The organism is Dactylosporangium sp. CA-233914, assembly GCF_050942935.1.
Classification (GTDB): Bacteria; Actinomycetota; Actinomycetes; order Mycobacteriales; family Micromonosporaceae; genus Dactylosporangium.
On record NZ_CP192030.1, the window covers coordinates 2,016,795 to 2,040,535 of the forward strand.

General features: G+C 72.9%; 20 protein-coding genes and 1 pseudogene. 16 read left to right on the top strand and 5 right to left on the bottom strand.

The genetic code is table 11. The features are described 5' to 3' along the window. Positions 1 to 6 precede the first annotated feature (6 nt). The 15 genes and pseudogenes from dapA (at position 7) to pspM (ending at position 17,149) form a co-directional block, all read left to right on the top strand. Positions 7 to 960, top strand: coding sequence for a 4-hydroxy-tetrahydrodipicolinate synthase (gene dapA, locus ACQPY0_RS09220; protein ID WP_432986865.1), 954 nt, complete (start codon positions 7 to 9; stop codon positions 958 to 960). Next, positions 957 to 2,645 (top strand): ribonuclease J, encoded by a 1,689-nt coding sequence (locus ACQPY0_RS09225; RefSeq protein WP_432986867.1) that lies wholly within the window; start codon positions 957 to 959, stop codon positions 2,643 to 2,645. The genes dapA and ACQPY0_RS09225 overlap by 4 nt, the downstream gene beginning before the upstream one ends. A gap of 2 nt (positions 2,646 to 2,647) precedes the next feature. Further along, positions 2,648 to 3,019 (top strand): DUF2784 domain-containing protein, encoded by a 372-nt coding sequence (locus ACQPY0_RS09230; protein ID WP_432986869.1) that lies wholly within the window; start codon positions 2,648 to 2,650, stop codon positions 3,017 to 3,019. 20 nt (positions 3,020 to 3,039) lie between these two features. After that, on the top strand, positions 3,040 to 5,709 hold the full coding sequence (locus ACQPY0_RS09235; RefSeq protein WP_432986872.1) for a DNA translocase FtsK 4TM domain-containing protein: 2,670 nt from the start codon (positions 3,040 to 3,042) through the stop codon (positions 5,707 to 5,709). Positions 5,710 to 5,790: 81 nt separating this feature from the next. Continuing rightward, positions 5,791 to 6,711, top strand: coding sequence for an AEC family transporter (locus ACQPY0_RS09240; RefSeq protein ID WP_432986874.1), 921 nt, complete (start codon positions 5,791 to 5,793; stop codon positions 6,709 to 6,711). Positions 6,712 to 6,718: 7 nt separating this feature from the next. Next, the gene (locus ACQPY0_RS09245; protein ID WP_432986876.1) at positions 6,719 to 7,360 is read left to right on the top strand and encodes a helix-turn-helix transcriptional regulator; all 642 of its coding nucleotides are present in this window, start codon (positions 6,719 to 6,721) and stop codon (positions 7,358 to 7,360) included. A 9-nt stretch (positions 7,361 to 7,369) separates the two neighbouring features. Further along, a complete protein-coding gene (locus ACQPY0_RS09250; protein ID WP_432986879.1) occupies positions 7,370 to 7,813 on the top strand; it encodes a DUF3291 domain-containing protein in 444 nt (147 codons plus the stop codon). A 20-nt stretch (positions 7,814 to 7,833) separates the two neighbouring features. Continuing rightward, positions 7,834 to 9,318, top strand: coding sequence for a 30S ribosomal protein S12 methylthiotransferase RimO (gene rimO, locus ACQPY0_RS09255; RefSeq protein WP_432986882.1), 1,485 nt, complete (start codon positions 7,834 to 7,836; stop codon positions 9,316 to 9,318). Further along, positions 9,315 to 9,869: pseudogene (gene pgsA, locus ACQPY0_RS09260) on the top strand (CDP-diacylglycerol--glycerol-3-phosphate 3-phosphatidyltransferase); the annotation flags it as partial. The gene rimO and the pseudogene pgsA, both read left to right, overlap by 4 nt. Positions 9,870 to 11,190: 1,321 nt before the next feature. Then, the gene (locus tag ACQPY0_RS09265) at positions 11,191 to 11,688 is read left to right on the top strand and encodes a CinA family protein (RefSeq protein ID WP_432986884.1); all 498 of its coding nucleotides are present in this window, start codon (positions 11,191 to 11,193) and stop codon (positions 11,686 to 11,688) included. A gap of 93 nt (positions 11,689 to 11,781) precedes the next feature. Further along, positions 11,782 to 12,306, top strand: a complete 525-nt coding sequence (locus tag ACQPY0_RS09270; RefSeq protein WP_432986887.1) for a helix-turn-helix domain-containing protein — start codon at positions 11,782 to 11,784, stop codon at positions 12,304 to 12,306. Positions 12,307 to 12,668: 362 nt separating this feature from the next. Continuing rightward, positions 12,669 to 14,492, top strand: a complete 1,824-nt coding sequence (locus ACQPY0_RS09275) for an extracellular solute-binding protein (protein ID WP_432986890.1) — start codon at positions 12,669 to 12,671, stop codon at positions 14,490 to 14,492. A gap of 30 nt (positions 14,493 to 14,522) precedes the next feature. Further along, the gene (locus ACQPY0_RS09280; protein WP_432986892.1) at positions 14,523 to 15,359 is read left to right on the top strand and encodes a hypothetical protein; all 837 of its coding nucleotides are present in this window, start codon (positions 14,523 to 14,525) and stop codon (positions 15,357 to 15,359) included. A 142-nt stretch (positions 15,360 to 15,501) separates the two neighbouring features. Continuing rightward, the gene (locus ACQPY0_RS09285) at positions 15,502 to 16,356 is read left to right on the top strand and encodes a PspA/IM30 family protein (RefSeq protein WP_432986895.1); all 855 of its coding nucleotides are present in this window, start codon (positions 15,502 to 15,504) and stop codon (positions 16,354 to 16,356) included. Positions 16,357 to 16,387: 31 nt separating this feature from the next. Further along, positions 16,388 to 17,149 (top strand): phage shock envelope stress response protein PspM, encoded by a 762-nt coding sequence (gene pspM / locus ACQPY0_RS09290; RefSeq protein ID WP_432986897.1) that lies wholly within the window; start codon positions 16,388 to 16,390, stop codon positions 17,147 to 17,149. Between the two features lie 161 nt (positions 17,150 to 17,310). On the opposite strand, the gene ACQPY0_RS09295 is transcribed toward pspM, so the two are convergent. The 5 genes from ACQPY0_RS09295 to ACQPY0_RS09315 form a co-directional block, all read right to left on the bottom strand. Further along, the gene (locus tag ACQPY0_RS09295; RefSeq protein WP_432986899.1) at positions 17,311 to 18,141 is read right to left on the bottom strand and encodes a hypothetical protein; all 831 of its coding nucleotides are present in this window, start codon (positions 18,139 to 18,141) and stop codon (positions 17,311 to 17,313) included. Positions 18,142 to 18,524: 383 nt separating this feature from the next. Further along, positions 18,525 to 19,334: a DNA-formamidopyrimidine glycosylase family protein gene (locus ACQPY0_RS09300; RefSeq protein ID WP_432986901.1), complete on the bottom strand. Its 810-nt coding sequence runs from the start codon at positions 19,332 to 19,334 to the stop codon at positions 18,525 to 18,527. Positions 19,335 to 19,626: 292 nt separating this feature from the next. Beyond that, positions 19,627 to 20,097 (bottom strand): hypothetical protein, encoded by a 471-nt coding sequence (locus ACQPY0_RS09305; protein WP_432986904.1) that lies wholly within the window; start codon positions 20,095 to 20,097, stop codon positions 19,627 to 19,629. Positions 20,098 to 20,269: 172 nt separating this feature from the next. Continuing rightward, positions 20,270 to 21,691 (bottom strand): glycoside hydrolase family 5 protein, encoded by a 1,422-nt coding sequence (locus ACQPY0_RS09310; protein ID WP_432986906.1) that lies wholly within the window; start codon positions 21,689 to 21,691, stop codon positions 20,270 to 20,272. 67 nt (positions 21,692 to 21,758) lie between these two features. Beyond that, positions 21,759 to 22,691 carry an LLM class F420-dependent oxidoreductase gene (locus ACQPY0_RS09315; protein ID WP_432986908.1) on the bottom strand — a complete coding sequence of 311 codons (933 nt, stop codon included), beginning with the start codon at positions 22,689 to 22,691 and terminating at the stop codon, positions 21,759 to 21,761. A gap of 18 nt (positions 22,692 to 22,709) precedes the next feature. Here ACQPY0_RS09315 and ACQPY0_RS09320 point away from each other — a divergent pair, with 18 nt between their 5' ends. Then, a complete protein-coding gene (locus tag ACQPY0_RS09320) occupies positions 22,710 to 23,474 on the top strand; it encodes an SAM hydrolase/SAM-dependent halogenase family protein (protein ID WP_432986911.1) in 765 nt (254 codons plus the stop codon). Positions 23,475 to 23,741 lie beyond the last annotated feature (267 nt).

A 23,741-nucleotide genomic window follows, 5' to 3' on the forward strand; every position in this document is an offset into this window, starting at 1 on the left:
GTGCCTATGACACGCACCGGTTCCGTCCCCGGCCGACCGTTCGGCCGGCTGCTCAGCGCGATGGTCACGCCGTTTCGGCCTGACGGGTCGCTCGACGCCGACGGCGCCGCCCGGCTCGCCGTGCACCTGGTCGACGAGCAGGAGCACGACGGGCTCGTGATCAACGGCACGACCGGCGAGTCGGCGACCACGAGCGACGCGGAGAAGGACCGGGTGCTCCGCGCGGTCGTGGAGGCCGTCGGCGACCGGGCGACCGTGATCGCCGGCGTCGGCACCAACGACACCGCACACTCCCTGGAGCTTGCGCGCGCGGCCGAGAAGGCCGGCGCCGACGGGCTGCTCGTGGTGACGCCCTATTACAACAAGCCGCCGCAGGCCGGCCTCGTCCAGCACTTCCGGGCCGTCGCGGACTCCTCGGGGCTGCCCGTGATGCTCTACGACATCCCGGCCCGGTCGGGGGTCGCGATCGAGACCGAGACGATGTGCCGGCTCGCCGAGCACGAGCGCATCGTCGCGGTGAAGGACGCCAAGGGCGACCTGGGGGAGAGCGCCTGGGTCATCAAGCGCACCGATCTGGCGTATTACTCGGGTGAGGACAAGCTGACGCTGCCGCTGCTGTCGGTCGGCGCGGTGGGCGTGGTCGGCGTGCCGACGCACATCTTCGGGCCCGAGACCAAGCGGATGATCATGGCGTACGAGTCCGGCGACGTGGCGCAGGCGCGTGAGCTGCACCTGAAGCTGCTGCCGGCGTTCTGCGGGTTCTTCCGCACGCAGGGTGTCATCCTGACCAAGGCCGCCCTGATGCTGCTCGGCCTGCCCGCCGGGCCGGTCCGTCCGCCGCTCGTGCCCGCGAATGCGGCGGAACTCGGCCGGTTGCGGGAGGATTGCGCGGAGGCGGGTCGCACGATCGGCTCCGCCGACCAGATGGCGCATCACAACGAACTCGGAGTGGCCCTATGACGGTGGCGCACATGGACCTCGATCCGCCGCCTCCGGCGGCGCCCGGCTCGCTGCGAGTGACCCCGCTGGGCGGGCTCGGCGCGATCGGTCGCAACATGACGCTGCTGGAGATCGACGGCCAGCTGCTGATCATCGACTGCGGCGTGCTGTTCCCCGACGTGGAGCAGCCCGGTGTCGACCTCATCCTGCCCGACTTCTCCTCGATCCTCGACCGCCTGGCGCAGGTTCAGGCGATCGTGCTCACACACGGGCACGAGGACCACATCGGCGCGGTGCCCTACCTGCTCGCCCACAAGCCGGACATCCCGCTGGTCGGGTCGAAGTTCACGCTCGCGCTGGTCGAGGCGAAGCTCGCCGAGCGGCGCATCGAGCCCTACTCGCTGACGGTCCGCGAGGGCCAGGTCGAGCGCCTCGGGCCGTTCGAGTGCGAGTTCTTCGCCGTGAACCACTCGATCCCGGACGCGCTCGCGGTCGCCGTGACCACCAGCGCCGGCACGCTGCTGCACACCGGCGACTTCAAGATGGACCAGCTGCCGCTCGACGGGCGGATCACGGACCTGGCCGGGTTCGCGCGCCTCGGGGCCGACGGCGTCGACCTGCTGCTGTCGGACTCGACCAACGCCGAGATCCCCGGCTTCGTCACCCCCGAGCGCGAGATCGGCCCGGTGCTGGGCGGCATCTTCGGCCGGGCCACCGGGCGGATCATCGTCGCCTCGTTCGCCTCGCACGTGCACCGGGTGCAGCAGGTCTTCGACGCCGCGCACGCGCACGGGCGCAAGGTCGCGCTCATCGGCCGCTCGATGGTGCGCAACATGGGCATCGCCCGCGACCTGGGGCTGCTGCGCATCCCGCAGGGCCTGGTCGTCGCGATCGACGAGGCGATGAGCCTGCCGCCGGAGCGGATCGTGCTCATGTCGACCGGGTCGCAGGGCGAGCCGATGAGCGCGCTGGGCCGCATGGCCAACGGTGATCACCGGCACATCGTGATCGGCGAGGGCGACACCGTGGTGCTCGCCTCCTCGCTGGTGCCCGGGAACGAGACCGCGGTCTACCGCGTGATCAACCAGCTGTCCCGGGCCGGCGCGATCGTCGTGCACAAGGACGTCGCCAAGGTGCACGTCTCCGGCCACGCCCCGGCCGGCGAGCTGCTCTACCTGCTCAACGTCGTCAAGCCGCGCAACTTCATGCCGGTGCACGGCGAGTGGCGTCACCTGCGCGCCCACGCCCAGCTGGCCCGGGAGGCCGGCGTGCCGGACGAGCGCGTGGTGCTGTGCGAGGACGGCGACGTGGTGGACCTCGTCGGCGGTGAGGCGCGGCTGGTCGGGCACATCCGCTCCCGTTATGTGTACGTCGACGGCCTGGCCATCGGCGACGTCGGCGAGTCGCTGCTGACCGAGCGGCGGATCCTCGGCGACGGCGGGTTCATCGCCGCGACCGTGGTGATCGACTCCGTCACCGGCAAGGTCGTGGCCGGCCCGACGGTGTCGGCGAAGGGGTTCTCCGACGACCCGGCGGTCTTCAACGCCGTGCTCCCGCTGGTCACCGAGGCCATGAACAAGGCGGCCACCGATGGCATCACCGACCCGCACCAGCTGCAGCAGATCGTGCGGCGCACGGTCGGGCGCTGGGTCAACGAGGCCTACCGGCGACGCCCGATGATTGTGCCGACGGTCGTCGAGGTCTAGCGATGTACGCGGCCCTGGCGACGACGGTCCTGGTGCTGCACTTCTGCTTCCTGGCCTATGTCGTGCTCGGTGGCTTCCTCGTCTGGCGGTGGCCCAAGGCCTTCTGGCCCCACCTGGCCGCCGCCGCGTGGGGCCTGGCCGTCGTGTCGATCCCGCTGACGTGCCCGCTGACCGTCGTCGAGCACTGGGCGCGGCGGCGGGCCGGGCAGGCCGTCGCCGACAAGGGCTTCATCGACACGTACATCGAGAATGTTCTCTACCCTGAGCGCTATACGCACCTGTTGCAGGTCATGGTGGGTGTGCTCGTCGGGTTCTCCTACGCCGTGGCGCTCGTGAAGCTGCGCCACCGGCGTGCCGAGCGAAAAATGTCGTAGCCGACCGATACGGTGTGACCATGGCGGGCCGCACCTCCCAGGCCGGCCGCGGCGGAGGCTCGTCCAACGCCCGCGGCGGTTCGAACACGCGTGCTACCGCCTCGTCGGCAGCTCAGAAGCGGGCCACACCCCGCGCCCGCAACGCGGCTACCCCCGCGAAGACGGCCACCAAGGCCGCGCCGCCGGCGCGCGGCCGGGGCCGGACCGCGCCGGGCACCCGGGCCGCGACCCCGGTCAGGCGGCGGCGCGGCACCGGGGCGATGGTCGCCACGCCGCTCGGCCTGCTCGGCCGCGGCATGATCGCCACCTGGATGGGCATCGCACACGGCGTCGGCTGGGGGGCCCGGGCCGTCGGCCGGCAGGCCGCGAGCGCCCGCGACCTCGACCCCGAGCACCGCCGCGACGGCGCCGGGCTGGGCGTCATCGGCCTCGCCGTGCTGCTCACCGCGGCGCTGTGGTTCCAGGCCGCCGGGCCGGTCGGGCGGTGGCTGGCCAACATCTGCCACACCTTCATCGGGGCCGCCTCGGCGGTGCTGCCGGTGCTCCTCGTCATCGGCGGCATCCGCATCATGCGGGCCAACCCCGACTCCGACCACCGCGGCCGCGGCATCATCGGCTGGGGCGCGCTGTTCATCGGCAGCACCGGCCTGATGCACCTGGTCGCCGGCTCGCCGACGATCCCGGCGCGCATGGACCGGGCCGGCGGGCTGCTCGGCCGGGGCGGCGGCGGGCTGCTGGAGATGGCGGTCACCGCCTGGGTGGCGGTGCCGCTGCTGCTGCTGTTGTCGGGCTTCGGCCTGCTGGTCGTGACGTCCACGCCGATCAGCCGCATCCCGCACCGCTGGCGCCAGCTGCGCGACCTCGCCCTGGGCCGGGTCGAGGACCCGACCCTGGTCGACGAGGACGAATACGAGGAGCTCTACGACGAGCCGGAGGAGGACCGGCCCGCGCGGCGCCCCGCCCGGCGCCGGCCGGGCTCCCGGGCCGGCGCCGAGCCCGAGCGGCTGCCGCACCCGCTCGGCCTCGACCCCGACGAGTTCGACGCCGCCGCGCCCGACCTCGACCCGGAGCTCGTCCACGACACCGTGGTCCTGCCGCGGATGCCGGCCGCCGGGCGGAAGAAGAAGGAGCCCAAGCCGGCCGCGCCCGACAAGGAGCCGCCGGAGCACTCGCCGATGCCGACGCGGGCCGAGCAGCTCGCGCTCACCGACGCCGACTACAAGCTGCCGCCGCCGACCCTGCTCGGCACCGGTGACGCGCCCCGCGGCCGGACCCGGGCCAACGACGAGGTGACGAACGCGCTGCAGGGCGTGTTCGAGCAGTTCGGCGTCGACGCGGTCGTCACCGGCTTCACCCGCGGCCCGACGGTCACCCGCTACGAGGTGGAGATCGGCCACGGCGTCAAGGTCGAGCGGATCACCGCCCTGTCGAAGAACATCGCCTACGCGGTGAAGTCCGCCGACGTGCGCATCCAGAGCCCGATCCCGGGCAAGAGCGCGGTCGGCGTGGAGATCCCGAACTCCGATCGGGAGAACGTGGCCCTCGGTGACGTGCTGCGCTCCCGGGCCGCGACCTCCGACCAGCACCCGCTGCTCGTCGCGCTCGGCAAGGACATCGAGGGCGGCTACGTCGTGGCCAACCTCGCCAAGATGCCGCACATCCTCATCGCCGGCGCCACCGGCGCGGGCAAGTCCAGCTGCCTCAACAGCCTGCTCGTGTCGCTGCTGACCCGGTCCACGCCCGAGGAGGTGCGGCTGCTGCTGGTCGACCCGAAGCGGGTCGAGCTCACCAGCTACGAGGGCATCCCGCACCTGGTCACGCCGATCGTCACCAACCCGAAGAAGGCGGCCGACGCCCTCGACTGGGTCGTCGGCGAGATGGACATGCGCTACGACGACCTGGCCGCGGCCGGGGTCCGGCACATCGACGACTACAACCGCAAGGTCCGGGCCGGGCAGATCACCGCGCCGCCGGGCAGCGAGCGGCAGATCCGGCCCTATCCGTATCTGCTCGTCGTCGTCGACGAGCTCGCCGACCTCATGATGGTCGCCCCGCGCGACGTCGAGGACTCGGTCGTGCGCATCACCCAGCTGGCCCGCGCGGCCGGCATCCACCTGGTGCTGGCCACCCAGCGGCCCAGCGTCGACGTCGTCACCGGCCTGATCAAGGCCAACGTGCCGTCCCGGCTGGCGTTCGCCACCTCCAGTCTCGCCGACTCGCGGGTCATCCTGGACCAGCCCGGGGCCGAGAAGCTCATCGGCCGCGGCGACGCGCTGTTCCTGCCGATGGGCGCCTCGAAGCCGATCCGCATCCAGGGTGCCTGGGTGTCGGAGACGGAGATCAGCGACGTCGTCAAGTTCTGCAAGGACCAGCGCGAGCCCGAGTTCCGCCCCGACGTCACCGCCAAGCGCGACGAGGGCAAGAAGAAGGTCGACGAGGAGATCGGCGACGACCTCGAGCTGCTGATCCAGGCGATCGAGCTGGTCGTGACCAGCCAGTTCGGCTCCACCAGCATGCTGCAGCGCAAGCTTCGGGTCGGGTTCGCCAAGGCCGGGCGGCTCATGGACCTCATGGAGACGCGCGGGATCGTCGGGCCGTCCGAGGGCTCCAAGGCCCGCGACGTGCTCATCAAGCCCGACGCGCTGCCGGAGGTGCTCGGCGCGCTCAAGGCGGCCGAGGACGACGACTGAGGCACGGCGGCGAGGGGCGAAGCGGGGGCATCGGCAGGGGCGAAGCGGGGCATCGGCAGGGGCGGAGGAGCGCGAGGGACCGTGCTCGCCGCATTCCTGCCGATCTGGGCCCTGACCGCCGTCGGCTTCCTCGCCGGGCGCACCGGTGTGCTGGGGCCGGCCGCCGTCGACGTCCTCGGGCGGTTCGTCTTCTACGTCGCCATGCCCGCCGCGCTGCTCGAGACGCTCACCCGCCAGCCGATCGGCCGGCCGGCCGGGTGGGCGGTCGCCGCGTTCGCGCTGGCCACCGTGCTCATCGGCGCCGCCGGGTTCGCCGCCGCGCGGTGGATCTTCCACCGGCCGCTCGCCGAGCAGACGATCGCGGCGATGGCGTCCGGATACGTCAACGCCGGCAACCTCGGCATCCCCGTCGCCGTTCAGGTGCTCGGCGACGCGAACTTCATCGCCGTGGTCCTGCTCATCCAGACGACGATCCTCACCCCGCTCATCCTCGGCACCCTCGACATCGCGCGCAGCGACCACCCGGCCGGGCGCTGGCGCCGGCTGCTGACCGTGCCGCTGCGCAGCCCGGTGATGCTCGCCTGCCTGCTCGGCATGCTCCTCGGCGCCGCCCACGTCCATCTGCCCCGGCTCGCGGGCGACGTCGTCGCGCTGCTGGGGGACGCGGCCGTGCCCTCGGCCCTGGTGGCGCTGGGCCTGTCGCTCGTACCGCGGGAGCCCGGCGACGGCGAGCCCCGGCGGCCCGCCGAGGTGGCACTCGCGGTACTGCTGAAATCCGCTGTTCAGCCCCTGCTGTGTTATCTGCTGGCCCGGCTCGTCTTCGGGCTCACGGGGCCGGTGCTGCTCGGGGCCGTGCTGTGCGCGGCGCTGCCGACCGCGCAGAACACGTTCGTCTTCGCGCGGGCCTACGGGGTGGACGGAACCTTCGCGCGGGACGTCATCGTGGCCTCGACCGCCCTGTCCATGGCGACGCTGACGGTCGCCGCCACCCTGCTGCAATAGTTGGTGCGTGCCGGATGAGGAGCTCGATGCGCTGGCGGTGCTGGCCGACCCGCGGCGGCGGGCCGTGTACGAGCACGTGGCCGCGGCCGGGGCGGCGCTGAGCCGGGACCAGGTCGCCGAGGCGCTCGGGATCGGGCGCACCCTCGCCGCCCACCACCTCGACCGGCTCGCCGAGGCCGGACTGCTCGACGTGGCGTTCGCGCGGCTGGGCGGGCGCAGCGGGCCGGGGGCCGGGCGGCCCGCGAAGCTGTACCGCCGCTCCGCCGCCGAGCACTCGGTGAGCCTGCCGCCGCGCGGATACCGGGTGCTGGCCGAGGTGTTCGCGGAGGCGGTGTCCGAGGCCGGGGTGGAGCCCGCGCTGTACGCGGCCGCGAGGCGCACGGGGGAGCGGCTCGCCGGGGCCGGCGCCGAGGAGACGCTGCGGGGGCTGGGGTACGAGCCGTACGCGGACGGGGATGTGTGGCGGCTGCGGAACTGCCCGTTCGACTCGGTGGCGCGCACCCATCCGGGCGTGGTGTGCGGGGCCAACCTGGCGCTGCTGGCGGGGGCCCTCGGCGGGCGGGTCCGGATCGATCCGCGGCCCGACGGGTGCTGTGTGGTTGTGGATCGGGGCACTGGCGGTACTAAAAACAATGAAGATTTGTCTTAGACTGCCGCCATGACCGCTCAGCTTGCTCAGCTCAACGTCGGCGTGCCCGTGGGGCCGCGCGACGACCCGCGCATGGCGGACTTCTACGCCGAGCTCGAACGGATCAACGCCGCCGCCGACGGCTGGCCCGGCTTCGTGTGGCGGCTGGTCGACGACTCGGGCGCGGATGCCACCGCGCTGCGCCCGTTCGGTGGTGATCTGATGGTGAACATGTCGGTGTGGACGGATCTGGCGGCGCTGCGGGAGTACACGTTCCGCAGTGGTCACCTCGACGTTCTGCGACGGCGGCGGGAGTGGTTCGTGCCACTGGGGGAGCCGCACCTGGTGATGTGGTGGGTCCCCGAGGGGCACCGGCCGGCCCTCGCCGAGGCGCGCGAGCGGCTTGACCTGCTGCGGGATGCGGGGCCGTCGCCCTCGGCGTTCACCTTCCGCGACACTTTCCCGCCGCCCTGAGGCCGGATCCGCTCCGCAAAATGTCAGCCCTGGTCGGTACCCTCGACAGCATGTCCACCAACGCTGACCGCCGCGTAGCCCTGCTCACCCTGGGCTGTGCCCGCAACGAGGTGGACTCCGAGGAGCTCGCCGCCCGTCTGGCCGACGGCGGCTGGTCGGTGACGACCGACGGCACCGACGCCGACGTGGTGCTCGTCAATACCTGCGGCTTCGTGGCCAAGGCCAAGCAGGACTCGATCGACACCCTGCTGGCCGCGGCCGACACGGGCGCGAAGGTCGTCGCCACCGGCTGCCTCGCCGAGCGCTACGGTGAGCAGCTGGCCGGCGAGCTGCCCGAGGCCCACGCGGTGCTCGGCTTCGACCACTACCCTGACATGGCCGCCCGCCTCGACGCGATCCTGGCCGGCGAGACCATCCCCTCGCATGCCCCGCGCGACCGGCGCACCCTGCTCCCGCTCACCCCGGTCGCCCGGCGCGAGGCGGCCGTCGTCACCCCCGGCCACCTCCCCGCCCACCTGCGCGGGGTGATGCGCCATCGCCTGGACAAGGGGCCGGTCGCGCCGTTGAAGCTCGCCAGCGGGTGCGACCGGCGCTGTGCGTTCTGCGCCATCCCGTCCTTCCGCGGCGCGTTCGTCTCCCGCACGCCCGACGAGATCCTGGCCGAGGCCGAGTGGCTCGGCGCCAACGGCGTGCGCGAGCTGGTGCTGGTGAGCGAGAACTCGACGTCGTATGGCAAGGATCTGGGCGACCCCCGCCTGCTGGAGAAGCTCCTGCCGCAGCTGGCCGCCACCGCCGGCATCGTGCGGGTGCGCGTGTCCTACCTGCAGCCCGCCGAGACCCGCCCCGGCCTCATCGAGGCGATCGCCACCACGCCGGGCGTCGCGCCCTACTTCGACCTGTCCTTCCAGCACTCCAGCGAGCCCGTCCTGCGCCGCATGCGCCGCTTCGGCTCCACCGAGCGCTTCCTGGACCTGCTCGCCTCGGTCCGCCGGCTCGACCCGGAGGCAGGCGCCCGCAGCAACGTCATCGTCGGCTTCCCCGGCGAGACCCGCGAGGACGTCGACGAGCTCGCCCGCTTCCTCACCGAGGCGCGCCTGGACGCGATCGGCGTGTTCGACTACAGCGACGAGGACGGCACCGAGGCGGCGGGGCTGCCGGACAAGGTGGCGGCCTCGACCGTCAAGAAGCGATACGACTGGATGAGTGCCCTCGCCGAGGAACTCTGCGCCCAGCGCGCCGGCGACCGCGTCGGCTCGGTCGTCGAGGTGCTCGTCGACACCGTCGAGCACGACGCCGACGGCGTCGAGATCGAGGGCCGCGGCGCCCACCAGGCCCCCGAGGTCGACGGCTCCACCACCCTCGTCGGCTCCGACCTGCTCGACCTGGCCACCCTGCGCCCCGGCGACCTCGTGCGCGCCAAGGTCACCGAGAGCATCGGCGTCGACCTGATCGCGACCCCGACCGAGCTGCTCAGCCCGGCGGCTCCCCGCTCGGCGGCGCCATGACGGCGGTCAAGCCCGTCCCGCTGCTCAACGCGGCCAACGTCCTCACGGTCGTGCGGATGGTGCTCGTGCCGGTCTTCGTGCTGTGCGTCGTCGCCAGCCGCATGACCCACGACGGCTGGCAGCTCGCCGCGGGCCTGACCTTCATCGTGGCCTCGGCGACCGACTTCGTAGACGGCTGGATCGCCCGTGCCCACAACCTGGTCACGTCGTTCGGCAAGGTCGCCGACCCGATCGCGGACAAGGCCCTGACCGGCGCCGCGCTGGTGCTGCTGTCCTTCTACGACCGCCTGCCGTGGTGGGTCACCGCGGTCATCCTCGTGCGGGAGTGGGGGGTCACCGGGCTGCGCCTCTGGGTCATCCGGCACGGCGTTATCCCGGCCAGCCGGGGCGGCAAGATCAAGACGGCGCTGCAGATCCTGGCCATCGGGTGGTATCTCACGCCCCTGCCGTCCGGCCTGGCCGCGATCGGCCCCTGGCTGATGTTCGCGGCGGTCGTGGTGACGGTGGTCACCGGGGCCGACTACGTGCTGCGGGCGATCCGAATCCGCCGCGAGTCACTGGCCTCGGCCGCGCCGGGCTCGCCGGGCGCACCGTTTCCGGTGACGAACGAGGCCCCGGCGGTGGCGCCGCAGGCCGACGAGCCCGTGGCCTGAGCAACCCCAGCCCGACCTGCGGTGGCTCCGCGCCCGGCGCTGAGCAGAATCCACCGCGCGCCGGCCCGGGCCGGCGCGCCAACCGCCCGCGAAGCCCATCTCAGCCACGCGGCTGCGTGTTCGGCGCCGGCCCGGTCCGCTTGCCCACCACCTGCCAGGCCGCCCATCTGGGCCGCGCGGCTGTGCGTTCGGCGCCGGGCGGGCGGCACCGTGTCGGTCCGGTCGGCTTGCTACCGCCCGCGAAGCCCATCTCGGCTGCGCGTCCGCCGCTGGGCGAGGGACACCGTGCCGGCCCGGTCGGCTTGCTTACCACCCGCGAAGCCCCTCTTGGCTACGCGGCTCCCTGTCCGGCGCCGGGCGGGCGGCACCGCGTCGGCCCGGCCGGCTTGCTACCGCCCGCGAAGCCCATCTCGGCTGCGCGTCCGCCGCTGGGCGAGGGACACCGTGCCGGCCCGGTCGGCTTGCTTACCGCCCGCGAAGCCCCTCTTGGCTACGCGGCTCCCTGTCCGGCGTGCCGGCCCTGGGTCGTCCCCGCGCCCAGCGGGTCCTGCATTCGGTCCGCCTTGCCGTGTCGTGTCGTGTCCTGCACAGCCGACGGGTGCCATGTCATGTCCGTCGCGCCGGGCGCATGCCGTGCCGCGCCCCTCACTCGGCGTGCCCTGCCGTGCTGGCGGGCCTGCTGGGCTGCGTGGATCTTGCCTGACGTAGTCCGGACAAATCCGATATTTCGGCGTATCGGCTGGTCACGGCGCTTGACGCCGTGGTCGCTGCGATTTGGGGCGTCGTGCGGCTGGCGGCCGTCGAGTGCGCTGCGTCAGGTCGTACGGCAGCCACGGGTCCGGCCCGTTCCGTCTGCCGAATGAGAGCCCTCGACAACAGGCGTCCGTCTGTGCCTGCCTGTCGTGCCCCGCGGCGCGGCGGGTCCCAGCGCCAAGACGCCTCGGGGGTTGCGCGACGACCGGCGCCACGAGACGCGATCTCGACCTGCTGTCGCTTTTCCTTACCAGCGGTCTCGCTGACGGCGTTCGACAAGGGGCCGCCCCTGCCCGCTCGCCGCGCGTCTGCGGCACGGCAGGTCTGAGCGTCAAGGCGCCGCTGAATCCGATTTGTCGGTTATGTGAGATTTGGCGCTCGGCGGGTGGGCTGGGGTGGTGCGGAGGGCGGAGCCGGGCGGGAGTAAGAGTGGAGGCAAGTCGGCGCGGTCGGTGAGGAGGCTCGGGTGGGGGACGAACTGGCGGGCGCGATTCTGGAGGCGCTGCGGGGGCGCGGGGAGACCCTCGCTGTGGCGGAGTCGTTGACCGGCGGGCTGCTGGCGGCGGCGTTCGTGGAGGTGCCGGGGGCGAGCCGGGTGTTTCGGGGCGGGATCGTGGCGTACGCGACGGAGCTGAAGGCGAAGCTGCTCGGGGTACCGCCGCCGCTGCTCTCGTCGCACGGGCCCGTCGATCCCGCCGTCGCCGCGGCGCTCGCGGCCGGGGCCCGGGAGCGGTGCGGGGCGGACTGGGCGGCTGCCACGACCGGGGTCGCCGGGCCGGACGCCCAGGCTGGTCAGCCGGTCGGGCGGGTGTACGTGGCGGTGGTCGGGCCGGCGCCGGTGCGCGGCGAGCCGGAGCGCGTCGAGGTGCGCGAGTTCACCCTTCCGGGCGATCGCGCTGCCGTGCGGACCGGCGCCGTCCAGGCCGCGGTGGGGCTCCTCGCGGAGACCCTCGCTGTCTCATAACGGCGGGGCAGGGTGTCGATCGGCGCCGCACCAGGTACCGTGGCGAGTACCAGTTTCGCGGACCTGCCAGCTGCGTCCAGAGGGGGTGCCACCGTGCTGCTTCGTCGGGTGATCGGTGACGCGCTGCGAGCGCGACGGCAGGCCCAGCATCGGACACTCCGCGAGGTCTCCACCGCGGCGAACGTCAGCCTCGGGTATCTGTCGGAGATCGAGCGCGGCCAGAAGGAGGCGTCCAGCGAGCTGCTGGCCGCCATCTGCGAGGCCCTGGGCGCGGCCCTGTCCGAGGTGCTGCGTGACGTGAGCGACACGCTCGCCCTCTCGGAAGACCTGCCGCCCGTGCTGGTGCCGGTCGGTGCCCCCGAGCCCAGGCCGGACGACTCCCAGGACGCGACCTCGGCCGCCGTTGCGGTGCCCGCGCCCGCGGGGGAGCCGGTGCCGGCGGCGAGCGCGTCCGCCGAGGCTCCGCAGGGCCGGCTCATGCGCGGAGCCCCCAAGGCCAAGCTCTCGCCCGAGGCCAAGCTGTCGGTTGCCGTGCACCACGACGGTCCGCTGCGGACGACCCTGCGCGCCACCCGCGGCTCGGCGGACCGCGAGCGCGACGTCGTCTACGCCGCCTGACCGCCGGGCCACCGCCCACCCGTCCAGGCACCCGGCCGCCCGCTGCGGAGATCCGACCCGCAGCATGGGCATCCAGCGCGACCGCCGCCAGGCTGATGGCCGCTGTCCTGCCGTGGCGTATGCCTCCGAAGGCGTCCAGGAAGTCCTCCTCGAGCTCCATCACCTCGGGGTCGCCCGAACCGGCCGGGCGATCTCGATCCGCGGTAACACGGTGGCGACGGGCCCGCCCCGGCCGCAGCAGCGCCCGACTCCGTGAACACCAGGTGTCCTGGGGCTTGATCGGGAGTAGACGCGACCTGACACACTGGTGCCGCGCCCATCGGGGCGCGTGAGAACGGCAGCAGCGCGGAGGCGAGTCACCCGTGAGCTACCCGGCACCGAACCGGCGGCGTAATCCCCTTCCGATCATCATCGCCGCGGTGGTCGGGGTGTTCGCGATTTGCGGCGTGTACCTCGTCCTGGCCAACCGGGGCGGCGACGGCGGCGGCGACAAGCAGGCCGACAACCCGCGCCGCGAGGGCTGCATCGCGCTGAACATCACCGCGTCCAGCGAGAAGGCCGCGCTGATGACGCAGTTGGCGAAGAGCTACATCTCCGCCAACCGGCGCTTCGACGGCAAGTGTGCCGACCCCGTCGTACAGACGAAGGCCTCCGGCGCGGCGCTCGACGCGCTCGCGGCCGGGTGGGACGTCGGGCGGGACGGGCCGCAGCCGGCGGTCTGGACGCCGGCGTCGGCGTCGTGGGTGGCCCTGCTCAAGCAGCGCCTGGCCGGCGGGGACAAGGGCGCGCTGGTCCCGGACGGGAAGCTGCCGATGATCGCGCAGTCTCCACTGGTACTGGCGATGCCCAAGCCCATGGCCGAGGCGCTCGGGTGGCCCGACCGGCCGATCGGCTGGGGGGACGTGTTCGCGCTGGTCAACGACCCGAACGGGTGGGGCTCGAAGGGGCACCCGGAGTGGGGGAAGTTCCGGCTCGGCAAGACCAACCCGCACTTCTCGACGTCGGGGCTCAACGCGACCGTGGGCTCCTACTTCGCCGCGACCGGACGCTCGACGGACCTCACCGACAAGGATCTGGCCGACCCGAAGGTGTTGCAGTACGTCAAGTCGGTTGAGGGAAGCGTCGTGCACTACGGCGACACCACGCTGACCTTCCTGTCGAACCAGGCCGCCGCGGACCAGGGCGGGCGCGGGCTGAACTACGTCAGCGCCGTCGCCGTCGAGGAGAAGTCCGTCTTCGATTACAACACCGGCAATCCGACCGGCGACCCGGCGCTGGCCGGCAAGGGGGCCAAGCCGCGGGTGCCGCTGGTGGCGGTGTACCCGAAGGAGGGCACGCTGGTGAGCGACCACCCGTACGTGGTGCTCACCAACGCCAGCGACGAGCAGAAGGCGGCCGCGGAGGACTTCCTGGCGTACGTGCGCGACCCGGCGCAGCAGAAGCGGTTCACCGACCTGGCCTTCCGCACGTACGAGGGCAAGCCCGGCGCCGGGCTCACCCGCGAGAACGGGCTGACGCCGGACGCGAAGTACACCGTCATCGATCCGCCCTCGCCGCAGGTGCTGGAGAAGGCCCTCTCGACGTGGGACGCGCAGCGCAAGCGGGCCAAGGTGCTGCTCGTGCTCGACGTGTCGGGCTCGATGAACAACGACGCCGGTAACGGCAACACCCGCCTGGCGCTGGCGAAGCAGGCCGCGCTGCAGGCGCTGACGCTGTTCGCGCCGGACGACGAGGTCGGGCTGTGGACGTTCTCCACCGAGGTGGGCGGGGCGAGCACGCCGTACACCGAGCAGGTGCCCGTGGGCGCGCTGAGCGGGAACAAGCCGAAGCTGGAGCAGGTGATCAGGTCGCTGAGCGCCGAGGGTGGCACAGCGCTGTACGCCACCACGCGGGCCGCCCAGCGCAAGATGGCCGAGCTCAGCGACCCCGGCCGGATCAACGCCGTGGTGGTGCTCACGGACGGCAAGAACGAATACCCCAAGGACAGCGACCTCGATGCGCTCGTGCGCGACGCCGACACCTCGGACAAGGAGATCCCGGTCCGGGTGTTCACGATCGCGTACGGCGGGCAGGCAGACCTGGGCGTGCTGCAGAAGATCTCGGCGGCCTCGCGGGCGGCGGCGTACGACGCCAGCGACCCGACAACCATCGACAAGGTCCTCGTGAACGTGCTCAGCAACTTCTGATCCCGAAGCGGAGAAGGCACACTTACGGTCGTGGGCGTCAAGGAGCAGCTGACCGAGCCGTGGGGCCTCGTCGCGGCCGGCGTGCTGGGTGGCATGGGCGGAGCGGTCGCGGCCGCCCTCGCCCCGGCCGGCCTGCTCGTCGGCGTACCGGTCGGGCTCGCGGTCGCGGGCGCGGTGTACGGGATCAGGGTCGGCCTCGGCGTGCTCGGCGACCGCGGCGGCGACTCACCCCGGCCGCTGCGGGCCGCGCCGCCGCCGAGCCTGCCCACGCCGCCGCGGGGCAGCGACGCGGAGCGGTGGCTGCGGCGCGCCGAGACCGCCGTACGAACGCTGCGCCGTCAGGCCGAGGGTGCCGGGGACCCCGTCCTGCGGGGGCAGATCGGCGAGGTCGACGACTCGGCCGCCGGGGCCCTGGCGGACCTGGCCCGCTTCGCCGGGCAGGTGACGCTCATCGAGCAGAGCGCGTCCGGGATCAACACGCAGCGGCTGCGGCAGGAGTACAACCAGTTGCAGCGCGGCGTGTCCGGCCTGTCGCCCGGTCCGCTGCGCGACGAGCGCGAGCGCGCCCGGCGCGCGGTCGCCGACCAGCTCGCCGTCGGGCAGCGGCTGCGGGAGGCGCGCGAGATGCTGCTGGCCCGGATGCAGTCCGCGGTGCTGGGCCTGGAGGGGCTGGTGGCGCGGATGGCGGAGCTGGTGGCGCTGCACGCGACCACGGTCGGCGGGGCGCCGCTGACCGCATCGAAGGTGGCCGAGCTCACCAATGATCTCGAGGGCCTGCGCGCCGGCCTGGCCGAGGCCGAGCGCTTGTCACGCTCGGCACTCGCAGGTGGGGCCCCCGGTGGGGATGTCCCGGGTGTCCAGCCCTGACTTCTCCCTGACTTGTGACCGTAATGTACGGGTTTGGCGCTAAATTCCCGGCCTTTGCCCCTCGGGCGGACGTGACGCTCTAGCGCGAGCCTGACACGATAGAAGCCGCACGTACGAGTGCTGGCCGAGAGAGGACCGCGAGATGGCGAATCCGTTCGCTAAGGGCTGGAAGTACCTCATGGCGCTGTTCGGTGCCAAGATCGACGAGTACGCCGATCCGAAGGTGCAGATCCAGCAGGCGATCGAGGACGCGCAGCGTCAGCACCAGGCGCTGGTGCAGCAGGCCGCGGCCGTGATCGGCAACCAGCGGCAGCTTGAGATGCGGCTGTCCCGGCAGATGTCCGAGGTCGAGAAGCTGCAGGGCTCGGCGCGTCAGGCGCTGACCCTCGCGGACAAGTCCCGCGCCGAGGGCGACGAGGCCAAGGCCCAGCAGTACGAGCAGACCGCGCAGGTGTTCGCCACCCAGCTGGTCGCCGCCGAGCAGGGCATGGAGGACCTCAAGACCCTCCACGACCAGTCGCTCAACGCGGCCGCCCAGGCGCGCAAGGCCGTCGAGAACAACGCCATGATGCTCCAGCAGAAGCTCGCCGAGCGCACCAAGCTGCTCAGCCAGCTGGAGCAGGCGAAGATGCAGGAGACCGTCGCCAAGTCGCTGGAGTCGATGAGCGGCCTCGCGGCCCCCGGCAATACCCCGTCGCTGGACGAGGTGCGGGAGAAGATCGAGCGGCGCTACGCCAACGCCATGGGCCGGGCCGAGCTCGCGTCCAACTCCGTCGAGGGGCGGATGCTCGAGGTCCAGCGCTCTACGCTCGATATGGCCGGCAGCTCCCGCCTCGACCAGATCCGGGCGAGCATGGCCGGCGAGAAGCTCGCCGCCGCGCCCGAGACGCCGGCGGTGGCCTCGCCCGGCCCGAAGGACGCGAGCATTGCCCGGCTCGACGAGATCCGGGCCAGCATGAAGGACAAGCAGGCGGGAGACTCGGCCAGCGCCGGCTGACCGAGCAGGCGGCGACCCCGGGGGGCGGCTCATGGCCAGCGATCGGACCAAGCACCTCAAACGGCTGCGGAAGCTGCACCGTTCCGCCCGGGGCTGGTCTGTGCGGGCCGGCCTGCTGACCGGTGCGACCGCGATCCTGATCCCCTACAGCGGCCTCGGCCTGCCCGACGCGTTCTGGGCGGCTGCGGCCGGTGGCTCGATCGCCATGACCTGGTGGCGGTGGCACGACTACCGGGCCTTCCGGGCTCTGCCCGTGCCACCGGAGCCCGACCCGGCGCTCGCGGGCGCCGTGGCCCGGGACAAGCTCGTCGGCCTCGTCCAGCGCCTCCCCGCCGGCCGCACCGCGATCGCCGAGTTCGACCGCCAGCGCGAGTCGTTCAAGCTGCGCGGCCTCACCGTCGCCGAGCCCTGGCGCCGCCTGGACCGCGCCGCGACGATGCTCAGCGGCCTGGTCGGCCGCCTGGGCCCGGCCGCCGAGGCCGCCGTCCTGGACGCCACCGTCGCCGAACGCCAGCTACGCGACCTCGCCCAGCGCTGCGCCTCCGTCGAGCGCGCCATGCAGATCGGCCCCGCCGGCGCAAACCTCCGCCCGGCCCATCGCGCGCTCGCCGAGCAGCTGGAGCAGGGCGTCGCCGCCTACGAGCAGTTCGTCACCGCGGCGGCTGGCTGTGTCGCCGAGGACAACTTGGCGGTGGGCAACCTGCACGACGCGACGGCGTTCCTGCGCGGGGTCGCCGAGGGGCTGGCCGACCTGCGCAACCCGCAGGCCATGCCCCGTCCCCAGACCGCCTGACCGGTGCTGTTCGCGATAGGTCGGTCGCTGCGGCGCGCCGCGACTTGTCGGATTTATACCCTGACAGGCGGCATAGAGTATAAATCCGACAACGGCGGTGGGCGGCCAAGATCGCGTCTCGTCTCCGCGGAGACGCTGAGCTGCGGGCTCAGGTGGGGCAGTTACTCGTTGGGGAGCAGGTAGCGCCAGCTGGCGCGGACGATGATGCCGTCGGCCATGCGGTACGTCGGCCAGGCGCCGCGCTGGTCCAGGTCCCTGGTCAGCATGCGCACCGCGGCCCGGGCGGCGTCGCCGTCCAGATCGGTTCGGCGCAGGCCCTCGTGATCCGGGGGCGGCAGCTGTACGCCCGCCGGCCAGGACGACACCGCGGCGGACGCGCTCGGGTCGGTGATGATCGGGGAGCCGGTGCCGGCCGTGCCCGACTGGCCATCCAGGGCCGGGACGGCGACGACGCGGACGCGGGTGGCCAGATACGGCTGGGCCGTCGCCGACACGGTCTTGTGCACGGCGGCGAGGCGGTCGCGGGCGGTGTAGAGCGCGTCGGAGTACACATGGTCGGCGCGGAGTTCGTCGAACGCCTCGGCGGTGAAGGTCAGCGGGCCGGTCGGGGACCACACGGTGACCTTCGTGACCGGGGCGTCGACGATCGTCGCGGCCGGGGTGGGCTTCTTCGGGGCCGTGGTCGAGCGCAGGTCGTCGGCGACGGCGGTGGCCAGGGTCCGCAGCTGGTCCGGGTCGAGGCGGGACCGGTAGGTCGCGTCGGCGATCGCGTCGCCGTCGCCGTACACCACCAGGCGGGGCGGGCGCAAAGCCGCGATCCCGGCGGCGGTCAGCCCGCCCGTGAGCTCCCAGGTCGCCACCGGCTCGTCCTGCGGCGGGTCGAACGAGGGGGCCGGCGTCGCCGTGATGCCGGGGGTGTCGTCGCACGCGGCCAGCGCGGCCGCGGCGAAGAGCCCGGTCAGCAGGCCACGGCGGCTCAGCCGGTGATGCACCGGGCCGCCCACACCGAGGGCCGCCGTTTTTGAGGTCCCGCTGTCTCCATCGCCCCTCCCCATGAGACGTACCCGGCGACCGGTTCCGCGAAGCACCCTATCGCGTGCGGGGCCGCCGGACTCGCGCCGGTCATCAAGGCGACGCGCCGGCGCCACCGTGTGTACGAACGCTCGCGATAGGTAACGCGCGCCGGGCCCGGCGGATACGAACGGGCCGGCACCTGGGCCGCGTTGTAACGGACCCTCAAATTTGGATTATTCGGGGAGGCGTTGCGGGGCCGGGTGCGTAGCGTGACGAGCGTGCACATGCCGTACGACATCCAGGGCTTCTGGCTTGTCGACCTCGATGCCGAGGGTGATCTCGTGCTCGTGCGGCCCCGCCGTCACGGGCGCGGTGGGCCGACGCCGGGCTGGCAGTGCGGGCACCAGTACGTGATCCGCTCGTGGTCGCCGCCAGTCCATCGCCGGATGGTGGTCCGGCACCGGCGGCAGGGCTGACCGGCGCGCTCGAACACCCAGTTGGTCTCGCCGCGGCGCAGCGAGCCCGTCGTCGCCTGGGTCCAGCGGCCCCGGTTGGAGTTGAGCAGCGCGTGCGCCTTCTCGACCAGCGCGGTGAGGTCGTCGACCGCACCGACCGGCGTCCACGGTGACAGTCCGCGCAGGAACAGTGACTCGGCTTTGTAAAGATTGCCGATACCGGCCAGATTTTGCTGGTCGAGTAACGCGTCGGACACCGACCGTTCGGGGCGGGCGAGCAGGCGGCGCACGGCCTCGGCGGCGTCCCAGTCATCCCCCATGAGGTCGGGGCCGAGGTGCCCGACGAGCCGCTCCTCCTCGCGGGTCGGCACCAGGGCGAGCTCGTGCAGGTGAAACCCGACGGCGACGGCGGCCGGCGTGTGCAGCGCGACGCGGATCAGGTGCGCGGGGCGGCCGGTCCAGCGCTCGCCCGGCTTGTACGTCCGCCAGGTGCCGTCCATGCGCAGGTGGGAGTGCAGCGTCAGTGGCTCGCGGCCCTCGCGGGCGAGGCGTAACAGTAGGTGTTTGCCACGGCACGCGGAGTCGGCGACCGTCCAGCCGGACAGGTCGGCGGTGGCCAGCTTCGGCACACGGAAGTCGCTGCGCGTGACGGTCCGGCCGGTGATCGCGTCGCCCAGGAGGCGCGCGGTGTTCCAGACGGTGTCGCCCTCGGGCACGCCGGGCCCTCCGATCCGTGGCGCAGTCGCGTGGTATGAGCCGACCGTCACTCTACGAGTTCGCCGGTGGCGCGCCCGCGTTCCTGGCGCTCCCGAGTGCCCCATCCCGATCGCGTGCAGTGGCTGGCCGAATACTGGGCGGCCGCTCGGTGATGCTCTCGACCTGCACGCGCGCCAGGGCAGCGACTCGGACTTCGGGGGCGCTTCGCCGCTGCGGCGCTGGACCGAGTTCCGGGCGTACCTGGCGTGGGCCAGGCCTGGCGATGCCCCGCTGGAGCTGGGGCGGTCCCGTTCAGTCGCCGGCCGGCGCCACGGAGTAACGCTGCAGGTGGCCGCGCGCCTCCAGGGCGGCCACGACGGAGTCGGCGTCGGATCGTGACTCGAGCCGGGCGACCTCGTATCGCTCGCCGTCGTCACCCTGCCGCAGCACCACCCATAGCCCCGCCTCGGTGCGGGCGCGGACCTTGCGGGCGTCCTTCTCGGCCTGCCGCAGGTGGTCCGCGGCCTGCTGCTCGGCCGTGCGCAGGATCTGCTCGACCCGCGTGCCGATGCCGGACATGGTCGGCCGCGGCGCGTCGCCGTCCGGATCCTCGCCGTCGTCCTCCGAGGTCAGCGGCTTGCTGGCGGCGAAGACCATCATCCCGGCGACGGTGGCGACCACGCCGGACCACAGCGCGGTCGACTGGGCCCGCGACGACGCGAGTTGCGAGCCGGCGAAGAGTCCAACGCCGAGCCCGATCAGCAGTATCGCCCAACGCCTCATGACGCTTTGAGGCTAGCCGATGCGCTGCGGTCGCATGGTCCCGTCGCCGCCGACGAGCGTCGATGTCCGGCCGGTCGGGTGGTACCCGGCCTTCGCGTCCACAGCGTGGTGCGCCCCCACCCGCCCGCCTGCAGCCGCCGTGTCCGCGCCCGGCTCCCAGCACCAACAGGCCTTAGGCGGTCAGCACCTGCCGGGCCAGCGGTGTCAACCGTTGGCAGTGTGCCGGTGGCGGCCATGTCACGCTGCGTAGCTCATCCTCGTACGACATCCAGTAGTGCCCGCTGCCGTCATGGTCGAAGTACGCGTGCGACTCGTACGCCACCCGGTGTGCCGGGTCGTCGATCCACGCCGTCGGGTGCATCTGGCCCCACGACGGCGGCCCCATCGGCACGTACCCGCTGACCAGGACCGCCCGCCGGTCCCCGGTCGCCCGGATCGCGTCGACCGCCTCCTGGGCCGCCTGCTCCCAGATCAGCGCTCCCGCGCGCCCGTCCGCGGCCAGCCGGGTCGGCTCGTTGAGCAGCCCCAGCCCGATCACCGCCGGGTTCCGCACCGCGACGCTCATCCGCCGCCAGAAGTCCGCGAGCGCCGTGGTGGGTAGCGCCGCGTCGCCCAGCCGCAGCATCCGCGGCGGGCCGGCCGGGCCGCCGCCGAGCGCGTAGTCGCCGTAGTTGTGCAGGTCGACGATGACCATGAGCCCGGCCGCGCGTGCGTGCCCGAGCGCGTCGCGCACCCGCCCCAGCTCGGTCGCGTCCAGCGGGCCGAACGGCCGCGGCTGCAGCCGCTCCCAGTTCACCGCGAGCCGTACCAGCCGGACGCCACGCTCCGCGAGGAACCGGTAACTCGACGGAGTCTCGTACGTGTAATCCTGCCCGTAATGGCCCGGATTCGTGGTGCCGAAGCCGCCGTTACTGTCCGAAGCGGCGAACGAGCCAGCCGCGAGGTTCACGCCCCGCAGATATCCGGGTGTACTGCCGTGATGCTCGACGATCCGCGCCTGCGGCCCGGCCACGTCGACCCGCGCGCCCTGCGCGACCGGGCGGTACACGGCCATCGGGTAGTTGGCCGGCCACGCTCCGGCGGCCCAGGTGGTGACCGGGAGACCGATCGCGTCCGCGGCCTCGTACCAGACCTCGGCGACGCGGCTCCACTGCTCCGCGTCACGGTCCGACGGCCAGCCGATCTCGCCGATGAACCCGGTGGCGTGGTTGCGCCGCAGCCAGGCGGAGAAGTTGGCCAGCCCGGCCACGGCCCGGGCCTGGACGTCGTCGCTCACGCACAGCACGCGAATGGGCTTGGGCTCCTGCAGCGGTACCGCGAGTGCCGCGACCAGCACCAGCACTGCCGCCCCGAGCGCCGCGCCCTTCCTGAGCGCGACGCTCCCGGCTTGGCGCCGCTGCAGCGCACTACGCCCGGTCGGCCGCTTGGCCCGCCCCGGCCCGTTCGACACCTGGTCCGGACCTTCAACCTCCTGCGTCGCGCCGGTCGCGTGGTCGTGGTCCGGACGTGCTGCCTCGCGGGCCGGGTCGGCTGCCTGCTCGATGTCGTGGGTTGCGTCGGTCGGGTGCTGGTCCGCACCTGTGTCCTGCGCCACCGCGGGCATCTGCCCGGATTTCCCGGGGTCTACCGACCGGCCGGCGCGCCCTTTTCCGTTGGTCGCCTCAGGCGAGCTGTGGCGCGACCTCGGACGCGATCAGGTCGAGGTGCTCCAGGTCCCGCATGTCGCGGACCTGCAGGAACGCGCGGGAGGCGCCGGCCTTCAGGAAGCCGCCGAGCTGGTCGGCGATCTGCTCCGGCGTGCCGTACAGCTGCCCGTCCTGTGGCTTTTCCGGGTCGAGCCCGACCGACTCCGCGCGGCGGCGGACCTCGGCGCGGTCGGCGCCGCACACGATCGTCTGCGCGAAGGAGAAGACGATCGGCGCCCGCCCGTCGCGCCCCTCCTGCTCGATCGCCTCGACCACCCGCCGGTACTGCGCGTCCGTGTCGGTCAGTGACGAGAACGGCACGTTGAACTCGTCGGCGTAGCGGGCCGCGAGCTTCGGCGTCCGCTTCGGCCCCTTCCCGCCGATGATCACCGGCGGCCCCGCGGGCTGCACCGGCTTGGGCAGCGCCGGCGAGTCGACGACGTCGTAGTAGCGCCCCTCGAAGCTGTACGTCTCGCCCGATGGCGTCGCCCAGAGCCCCTTGAGGATCTCCAGCTGCTCCGTGAGCCGATCGAAACGCTCCGTGACGCTCGGGAACGGGATGCCGTACGCCGTGTGCTCGCGCTCGTACCACCCGGCGCCCAGCCCCACCTCGACGCGCCCGCCGCTCATCGCGTCGACCTGCGCGATCGCGATCGCGAGGGGCCCCGGGTGCCGGAACGTCGCCGACGTCACGAGCGTCCCGAGCCGGATCGTCGACGTCTCGCGGGCGAGCGCCCCGAGCGTCACCCAGGAGTCGGTCGGCCCGGGCAGCCCGTCGCCGCCCATGGTCACATAATGGTCGGACCGGAAGAACGCCTCGAACCCGAGCCGCTCGGCCCGCTGTGCGATGGCGAGCTGGTCCTCGTACGTGGCCCCCAGCTGGGGCTCGGTGAACACGCAAAGCCGCATGGGACCGACACTAACGTGATGATCTCGTTCACCACCGACTACGGCCTCTCGGACGGCTTCGTAGCGGCGTGTCACGGCGCCATCGCGCGCCTGGCCCCGCAGGTCCGCGTCCTGGACATCACCCACCTCATCCCGCCAGGCGACGTCCGCCGCGGCGCCGTGGTCCTGGCGCAGACGGTGACGGCGTTGCCACAGGGCGTACACCTGGCGGTCGTTGATCCTGGGGTGGGCACGGCCCGGCGGCCGATCGCGCTGGCCGCCCACGACGGAAGCCGTTTCGTCGGCCCGGACAACGGCCTGCTGGTGGATGCGGCCGAGGCCCTGGGCGGCATCGCGACGGCCGTCCACCTCACCAACGGTGAGTGGTTCGCCTCCGAGGTCTCGGCGACGTTCCACGGCCGCGACATCTTCGCCCCGGTCGCGGCCCGCCTGGCGGGGGGCGTCCCGCTCCGCGATGCCGGCCCCGAGATCACCGACGTGGTGCGGCTGCCGATGTTGTACGTCGAGCAGATCCCCGGCCGCCTGATCGCAGAGGTCCAGACCATTGACCATTTCGGCAACGTCCAGCTGGCGGCCCGGGCCCCGTTGCTGTCTACGCTCCCGGCCACGGTCCTGGTCAACGACACCCCGGCGGTGCACACCACCACGTTCGGCAACGCCCCGGCCGGCGCGCTGGTGCTCCTGGCCGACTCGGCGGGCTACGCGGCGGTGGCCGTGAACGGCGGCGACGCCGCGAAGAGCCTCGCCCTGGCCCCGGGCGACCACGTGACCATTACCTACTGACAGCCTTGCCCTCGCCCAGCCGAGGGCATTTCGCGATCGGCTCGCCTTACGGTGTGTCTGCGCGCATCCGCTGGTCGTGCCTCACGACGCGCCCCCAGTCTTCTGCCACCCGCACCGAGCGGCCTCACCAACGCGTCGCGAAAGGACAGCGGCGGCCGCGCCGCTTGGCCGCGCCGCTTGGCCGCGCCGCTTGGCCGCGCCGCTTGGCCGCGCCGCTTGGCCGCGCCGCTTGGCCGCGCCGCTTGGCCGCGCCGCTTGGCCGCGCCG

Coding starts and splice junctions, on each gene's coding strand:
- pspM (WP_432986897.1), top strand. CDS start 16,388: ATGGCCAGCGATCGGACCAAGCACCTCAAACGGCTGCGGAAGCTGCAC.
- ACQPY0_RS09235 (WP_432986872.1), top strand. CDS start 3,040: ATGGCGGGCCGCACCTCCCAGGCCGGCCGCGGCGGAGGCTCGTCCAAC.
- rimO (WP_432986882.1), top strand. CDS start 7,834: ATGTCAGCCCTGGTCGGTACCCTCGACAGCATGTCCACCAACGCTGAC.
- ACQPY0_RS09320 (WP_432986911.1), top strand. CDS start 22,710: ATGATCTCGTTCACCACCGACTACGGCCTCTCGGACGGCTTCGTAGCG.
- ACQPY0_RS09285 (WP_432986895.1), top strand. CDS start 15,502: ATGGCGAATCCGTTCGCTAAGGGCTGGAAGTACCTCATGGCGCTGTTC.
- ACQPY0_RS09250 (WP_432986879.1), top strand. CDS start 7,370: ATGACCGCTCAGCTTGCTCAGCTCAACGTCGGCGTGCCCGTGGGGCCG.
- ACQPY0_RS09315 (WP_432986908.1), bottom strand. CDS start 22,691: ATGCGGCTTTGCGTGTTCACCGAGCCCCAGCTGGGGGCCACGTACGAG.
- ACQPY0_RS09225 (WP_432986867.1), top strand. CDS start 957: ATGACGGTGGCGCACATGGACCTCGATCCGCCGCCTCCGGCGGCGCCC.
- ACQPY0_RS09230 (WP_432986869.1), top strand. CDS start 2,648: ATGTACGCGGCCCTGGCGACGACGGTCCTGGTGCTGCACTTCTGCTTC.
- dapA (WP_432986865.1), top strand. CDS start 7: ATGACACGCACCGGTTCCGTCCCCGGCCGACCGTTCGGCCGGCTGCTC.
- ACQPY0_RS09305 (WP_432986904.1), bottom strand. CDS start 20,097: ATGAGGCGTTGGGCGATACTGCTGATCGGGCTCGGCGTTGGACTCTTC.